This window comes from Bacillus cereus group sp. Bc031, from assembly GCF_027716265.1.
In the GTDB taxonomy this organism is placed as follows: domain Bacteria; phylum Bacillota; class Bacilli; order Bacillales; family Bacillaceae_G; genus Bacillus_A; species Bacillus_A paranthracis.
Window position 1 is genome coordinate 1 of sequence record NZ_JAQFUL010000142.1, and the last position, 7,028, is coordinate 7,028.

Here is a 7,028-nt window from a genome sequence, read left to right on the forward strand (position 1 = left end):
ATGCTAGGAAACTAGCACGTACGGTGTGAGGTGGGGGAAAAGGTGGAGATTACATCAAAGCCTTACCTATCATCATATCGCACAAGATGGCCCGAATTATTGCCAGGGTTCAATGAGGATACCTTGCAAGTATGGACACTTGGGAAGGATAAAAAGGATGCGGGCTGTTTAGACCCATTCCGAATAAGCGCAACAATAGAAGATGCGAAGAGTTTAGCACTTGAAATTTTGACGTTCCTATCCGATGTAGGTTTAGAGGATATCAGATATGACTATTTATATAAAGCTATTGAACGAGTGGCGGAAAAAGAAGATGCATGTTTAACTTTGGTTCGTAAAGAGCTAGTGGAAATGAAGAAAGAACCTAACTTATTGCCAACTGAATTAGAAAAGTTAAACGCTCTTACAAATCGTTTAGCGACTTTAGAAGGCATTCAGCTAGGAGATTTATTGTTTGGTAAACAAGGTCAAGATTACCGCGTATTAAGTCTAGAACGTCCGTTACAAGTATTACAAATTCAACATTTACGCATTCCGAAATCAGAGGAAAAGAATGAAAGTGTTACAGACAAATTATCTCGTAGTATCTTAATTGCATTAGCGGCATTTGGTAAATCCTTAATGCATTCCGACCGTAGTATTTTCAAAGTATACCTACAAGATGAAGCATCAAGTATTTTGAAAAATAAAGAGGGTGCGGCGTCTTCTGACAAAATCATTCGAGAAGGACGTTATCACAATATCGGCTTGTATTTAGGCACACAAAATGCATCCGATTATCAATCAGAAAACAAAGAGGTTGCAAATGTGGGTATGAAGTTCTGTTTTGCACTGAAATACGATAAGGAAGCGGAAGAAATGTTGCGTTACTATAACTTACCGGTCACAGAAGAAAATATCTTGATGTTACGCCAATTACGACGCGGTGAAGCCTTATTCCAGGATATTTTCGGCCGAACAGCTGTTGTAGAAATTGATCCTGTTTTCCAAGAATTAAAGACTGCATTTGATTCCTCTACGAAAACAGACGAAGAACGCGCACAACAATTGGCGTAATTCGTATTACAATACAGATAAGAGTATTCTAAATTATCTGTATATGGAGGATGAAACAATGAAAAAATTACGTATGTTATCGGGATTATGTGTAGCAGGAATGTTGATGGTAACGGGGGTTGCGGGTTGCTCAAATGAAACGAAAAGTAATGCAAATCAACAAGAAAATCAGAAAGAGCGTGATATGAAGGAAGCGGATAAAGCCGCGATGGAGTATGTAAGAGCTTATATTGAAATGGATTCAAATAAAATTAATGACTTGTTATATAAGAAATATGACTTAGGTAAAGATGAGGTTATGAATCCTGGTGCTAGCAAAGGAATGAAAGAAAGATACGACTTATATCGATATGATTTAGAAGAGGGAGAAAATGAATATTACTATCGTGTGAAATACTTTGATCCTGTAGAGAACGCTCAAATGGGAAGAAAATTAAGAATGGTAAAAGATGAAAAAGACGGAAAGTGGAAAAATTATGAATGGGCATGGGATTCCAATAATAGTTTAGATTCAATTGTAGGAAGTGTGAAACCTGTACATATCCATAAATGGGGGCAAAAGGAATGAAAAAACTTTTCTCTATTTGTATGATTCTTGTATTCTTTTTACTACCGTTAGGGCCTCATGTGGCCCTAGCGGAAGATACAAAAACAGAAGAAAAACAGGAACAAAAAGGGGCACGAATTTCCGAAAATTTATTTAGTGGGTACACAGATGGAATTTATAAGGGTAAGTATTATGAGATTGATACGTACCAGCCAAAGGAAGATGAAAAAAACGTATTTCAAAAAGTTGGTGGGTACTTATTTGGTGATGATAGTGTAGGAAAAGACTTACAAAGGATGTTGTATACAACCTGTCAATGGCTTGCGAATATGGCCTTTCAGTTAAATGTGATTCTGGGCCAATTAACCATCTTTTTAGTCGATCAAGCGTTGAATTTGGATATTGTAGATACGGTTGCGGATAAATTGGGAGCGGCTATGCAAAATATTGCTGGTATTGGAAAAGGCGGCTTTTTATCTTCTGGACTATTCCCAGCAATTATCGGCATTGCGTGTGTGTTATCCGCTTGTTACGCAGGTTATATCTTCTTTATTAAACGCCAACCATCTAAAGGGTTAAGTGAGTTGGTGAAAACAGTATTTGTTATTGCTTTTATTGTTACGTACATTGGAAACGCAGGTACGATTTTAAAGAGTGCAAATACAATTAGTTCTGAAATTAGTGTAACGGTGTTAGCAAAAGCAACGGGAACGGTTGCGGGTGATCCAGGACGTTCCAAAGCGGATGCAATTTTTTCAGTAAAAAAACAAATTTGGGATTTGTTAGTTGAACGACCATATTTGTTTCTACAGTATGGGGAAGATTCAAAAGAAAAGTTGGGTGCTCAACGAGTAGATGAATTATTGGCAAAATCACCAGGGAAAGAACGAAATGAAGCAGTTGAGAAAGAAGTGAAAAAAGGAAATCAAATGATGGTGATTTCTTCTGTAGGAGAGCGCCTTGTATTTACAGTTATGTACTATGTCGTGAATACATTCGCAGGTGTTCCAGTAATCGCGTTTTGTTTACTGATTGTAGCATTCCAATTATGGTTCCTTGTCATGAGTATTATCTCACCAATCGTTATGGCGGTGGCTCTATTGCCAGGACACCGCAGAGTTATTGAAAGCTGGGCTTCACAATGGATTCGCCCATTGGCATTAAAAATCTTTATGTCAGTTATGCTTGTTATCATCTTTACGGTGGCAGAATTACTGTATGTATTACCAGAAGCGGGCGTTGCAGGATATGTGTCTACAATGATTTTTCAAATTCTTGTTTTCGTTCTTTGCTACCTGTTTAGAGGAAATATTGTTGCGGCCTTTAGTCGAGCGCGCGGCGTGTATGAAACGGTCACAAATATATCTCTTATGACCGAAAACTTTGTAGATAAAGGAAAAGAGTACGCTGGAAATACCATGTCTTATATTGGAGACAAAATGGGAATGCATTTTAATAACGCGGCTGAATTGGCGGCGGCAGGCGGCCAGTTAGAAAATGCAGGGACAGACGACGAAAAGACAAAAGCCAACCCGTTAGTGCAAGCGAATATACCGAATGATTTACCAAATAATCAAACGGAACAAGAAAAAGAAGAGAATCAAAAGAAAGGAAAACTTATTTCTCTACAGGATCGTGATAAACAGGGGAATTTACCACAGCAGGAAGAGGAAGGAGAAAAACAAACGGTACCAGGTGAAGAAGAGGCACCAATGCAACAAGACCTTATCAGCTTAGATAAGGAAGCATTAGAACATGAAGTGGAAGGACAACAAGAAGGAACAGAGGTAGAAGAATCAGAAATGGACGTTCAACCAGAACTTGTATCTTTAGAGAATGAGGAAATTCCAACAGGGGAAGAAATACCAGCTGATATAGAGGGATATGAAGAACTTCAACCAGAAGTACCAGAACAAGAGGTGCCATTAGAAGACATTCCGACTGATATAGAAGTATATGAAGAGGTACAGCCAGAAGTACCAGAGCAAGAGGTACCATTAGAAGACGTTTCAACTGATATGGAGGCATATGAAGAAATCCAAACAGAGGTACCAGAACAAGAAATACCACTAGAAGAAGTTTCAAACGATATGGAGGCATATGAAGAGATTCAAACAGAAGTACCGACACAAGAACTTCCATTAGAGGAAGTTTCAACAGATCATGAAGCACATGAAGAAATCCCATCCGATATCCCACAACAAGACATTCCAACAGAAGAAATTCCGATGGATATTTCAAGAGAAGAAATACAGCCAGAACAGGAAACTTCAACACATCTTCCACAACAAGAAATCTCAACGCCAATTGAAACAGAGGCAAATGAACCTTTAATACCAGATACAATTCGTGCAGATGTAAATGAAGAAGGTGTCATTGTACCTCATACACCAGAAACAACAAGTGCAGATATTCCAGATGCTATTCCTGCAGAAGTGACTGAAGCGGGGGAAATTGTTGCAAAAAAATCTGATATAGATGTCGAGTCAACTGCACAAGTGACGAATTCTTCTGACGCATTTATCCCAACAGAATCCAGTTCCTCTTCTGATTTAACACGAGTAAATGAGAAAGAAGTAAGCAAAAATGAACCGATTCAAGGAGAAGCGGAAACAATCGATACACCAGATATGCAATATGGAGCTGTAGCCGCTGGAAGTGAAAACTGGATGCCTTCTACTGATCCACAAAACTTAGATAACTTAGATGGTTTGGAGCCACCAAAAAAAGATGAGTAGAGTCCTAGACTTTTAGGACTTTACTATTTTTTTACGAAAAAAGGAGCGATATAGCTATGAAACACTGGGGATTAACGTGTATGAAAATGGTGAGTATCAGTATTTTTCTTTGCATCGGGTGTTTAGGGTGGATGAACATAATCATTCTTTTCATACAGAGAGAATGGCCGACAGATTTATTAGGGTGGATTGGTTTAGGGTTACTTATCTGGTATACGCTCATTCTTTTAACTCTCCAAATTATCCATAATGAGTTACGTTGCCCTATTGATGATAGAGCGAAACTAGCCTTTTTCATTTGGTTTGTAGGAATCGGTCATTTTGGATTACTACAATTTATACAAGACCAGCAATCTACTGTTTTAACGTTACTATTTCATGTTTTAGCGATTATTCCTATTCTTTTGGCCCTTACATATGGGCTGATTGTTCGAAAATATTCTAATCAATCTTGATACATGTTGTAAGGGGGGAGGGATGATATGAGACCAGAAATAAAAGAAGTTGTAGACAAAACGGTACAAGAAGAGATTACACAAGAACAAAAAAAGAAGAAGAAAAAAAAATCCTGGTTACTGAAATTTCTTTTTGGAAGTTCTACTTTTACGATAGGATTGTTCGTCTGTATTGGATTTCTTTTATTAATTGTTTTGGGGCAAGGCATTGGCAAAAAAGAAGAGGAAGCACCAGCAACCATCCCAAGTAATGGAATGACGGTTTGTCGGCCAGGTGGAAAAACAGTGGCACCAGAAGAATTACAGCCCCATTTAGGGGGTGTTTTTACAGGGAAAGCACAAGCCTTTTTAAATGCAGGAACACAAAACCAAATTGATCCTGTTTTACTAGCGGCCATTGCGAGATTGGAAACGGGTAACGGTACTTCTAACGCAGTAAAAAACTACAATAACCCTGGGGGGCTCATGGACCCTAGCAGTTCACAAATGAAAGGGTTTATGAAGTTTGCCACTTTGGATGAAGGAATCAACGCTATGGCGCGAAACTTATATAAAAACTATATCGGAATGGGAATTACAACAATAGAAGCAATTGGAGCGAAATACGCACCACCAGGCGCCGCAAATGATCCACATGGTACAAATGGTTTATGGCCTGTATTAGTAAAAAAATTTGTGGCGCAAATGGGCGGCCTTACTTTCAATTGCGAAGCGGGAAAACCAGGCGGCGTTGTAGATACTGGATCAGCAAGCTCACAAGGATTTATTCGTCCTATCGCTCAAACAACGATTACAAGTCCATTTGGACCACGCTGGGGCACAATTCATAAAGGTATTGATTATTCTTGCCAGGACGGTGTCACCGCAATTGCCGCGTCGAAAGGTGGCGTTGTAGAGTTGGCGGAATTTGGCGCAGGCGGAAGCGGCTTCGGCGGGTACGGAAACGTAGTTGTAATCAATCATGGAAATGGATATTGGAGTCTATACGGTCATATGTCATCCATTACCGTACAGAAAGGGCAAAACATTGGAGTCGGTCAACAGGTAGGCGTTTGCGGAAGAACAGGGCAAGTAACAGGGCCACATTTGCATTTTGAAATTAAAACAGCCTTTAAATTCGGGCAAGTCGACCCAGCACCATATTTGCCGAAATAAGCGGAAAGAAAGGGAGGATTAGGGATGAAACAGGGAATCGTTGGTTTAGTCATATTTGTACTGGTAGGTATCAGTGTATGGTTATGGAATCAAAATCGCACTTTACAGCATAAAGTTGAGCAAACGGAAAAGAAATGGACGGAACAAGTAAAAGAGCTAAAAACAGAGAATCGAGCATTGGAAAAGCGCGTGACAGTTTTAACAGAAAATACACAAGATAAGGGGCAAGAAGTGGCGAAACAGTTTGTAGAGCTGTTAATACAGAATGATAACAAGCAAAAAGAAAAGCCAGGATTTGAAAAGATCAAAGAAATAATAACAGGAGAAGCACGAAACAAATTATTAAATGCGCCAGAGGATGCACATAACCATATAGAAGATGATGGGTCTATGCACATTCAAACGAAAGCAAAGATAACGGATATGTATTACATTAAAACCGCTGATAATAAAGCCGATGTAACGGTTAAATATGATTATCTTGTAACGGTTGATGGAACAGAACAACAAGAAAAACACACCATGAAATTAAATTTACTATTAGAAGGTGAAAAATGGTTTGTAGAAAATTATGAGTTCCAAATCAATACAGGAATTGAAGGGCCATAGAGAAAGGAATGAGGGGAGTTGGTAAATAAAAATGTATTGCATCATATCGGGTATGAAATATTGCAAGAAACGTTTGTATTGATTCGAAATGTATTTTCCTATTCAAATCAAGATGAATACAGTGTGACATACGTGCGAGAAATTGTGGATGCCTTGCATAATATCCCGCATTCAATTCAGAAACAGCATGATAAATTCCTAGAATTTGAGTTCAAACTATTAGAAGAAACATTAATGAATATGGACTTTGGAAAGGTTGCCGCGCAAAAGATTCCCTATTTTAAAATGTATGCGGCACGTGTACAGCAATTGTTACAGAAGCGCTATAAAGAGGTGTAATCGAGTGGAAATGGGGCGATAAAAAATGATTGTATTGGGAATTGGGCTGTCATACTCTGTAAACTAAATAAGTAGTAATGCCTATTTTTCTTTATAAATACAAGAAGAATCATATAATGTGTAACATTA

The 7,028-nt window shown here is 38.6% G+C and carries 6 protein-coding genes and 1 pseudogene; all 7 read left to right on the forward strand.

Annotated features, from left to right (window positions below; genetic code table 11):
* Window positions 1-78: 78 nt before the first annotated feature.
* Window positions 79-1,056: pseudogene (locus PDQ33_RS27670) on the forward strand (ATP-binding protein); the annotation flags it as partial.
* Between the two features lie 58 nt (window positions 1,057-1,114).
* Window positions 1,115-1,624 (forward strand): hypothetical protein, encoded by a 510-nt coding sequence (locus tag PDQ33_RS27675; RefSeq protein ID WP_270757022.1) that lies wholly within the window; start codon window positions 1,115-1,117, stop codon window positions 1,622-1,624.
* Window positions 1,621-4,341: a CD3337/EF1877 family mobilome membrane protein gene (locus PDQ33_RS27680; RefSeq protein WP_270757020.1), complete on the forward strand. Its 2,721-nt coding sequence runs from the start codon at window positions 1,621-1,623 to the stop codon at window positions 4,339-4,341. The genes PDQ33_RS27675 and PDQ33_RS27680 overlap by 4 nt, the downstream gene beginning before the upstream one ends.
* A 56-nt stretch (window positions 4,342-4,397) precedes the next feature.
* Window positions 4,398-4,796 carry a hypothetical protein gene (locus tag PDQ33_RS27685; protein ID WP_270757018.1) on the forward strand — a complete coding sequence of 133 codons (399 nt, stop codon included), beginning with the start codon at window positions 4,398-4,400 and terminating at the stop codon, window positions 4,794-4,796.
* A gap of 27 nt (window positions 4,797-4,823) precedes the next feature.
* Window positions 4,824-5,951: a peptidoglycan DD-metalloendopeptidase family protein gene (locus PDQ33_RS27690; protein ID WP_270757017.1), complete on the forward strand. Its 1,128-nt coding sequence runs from the start codon at window positions 4,824-4,826 to the stop codon at window positions 5,949-5,951.
* A gap of 24 nt (window positions 5,952-5,975) precedes the next feature.
* Window positions 5,976-6,560, forward strand: a complete 585-nt coding sequence (locus PDQ33_RS27695) for a hypothetical protein (RefSeq protein ID WP_270757015.1) — start codon at window positions 5,976-5,978, stop codon at window positions 6,558-6,560.
* A gap of 18 nt (window positions 6,561-6,578) precedes the next feature.
* Entirely contained in the window at window positions 6,579-6,899 is a 321-nt protein-coding gene (locus PDQ33_RS27700; protein ID WP_000247578.1) for a hypothetical protein, read from the forward strand.
* The last annotated feature ends 129 nt before the right edge of the window (window positions 6,900-7,028 follow it).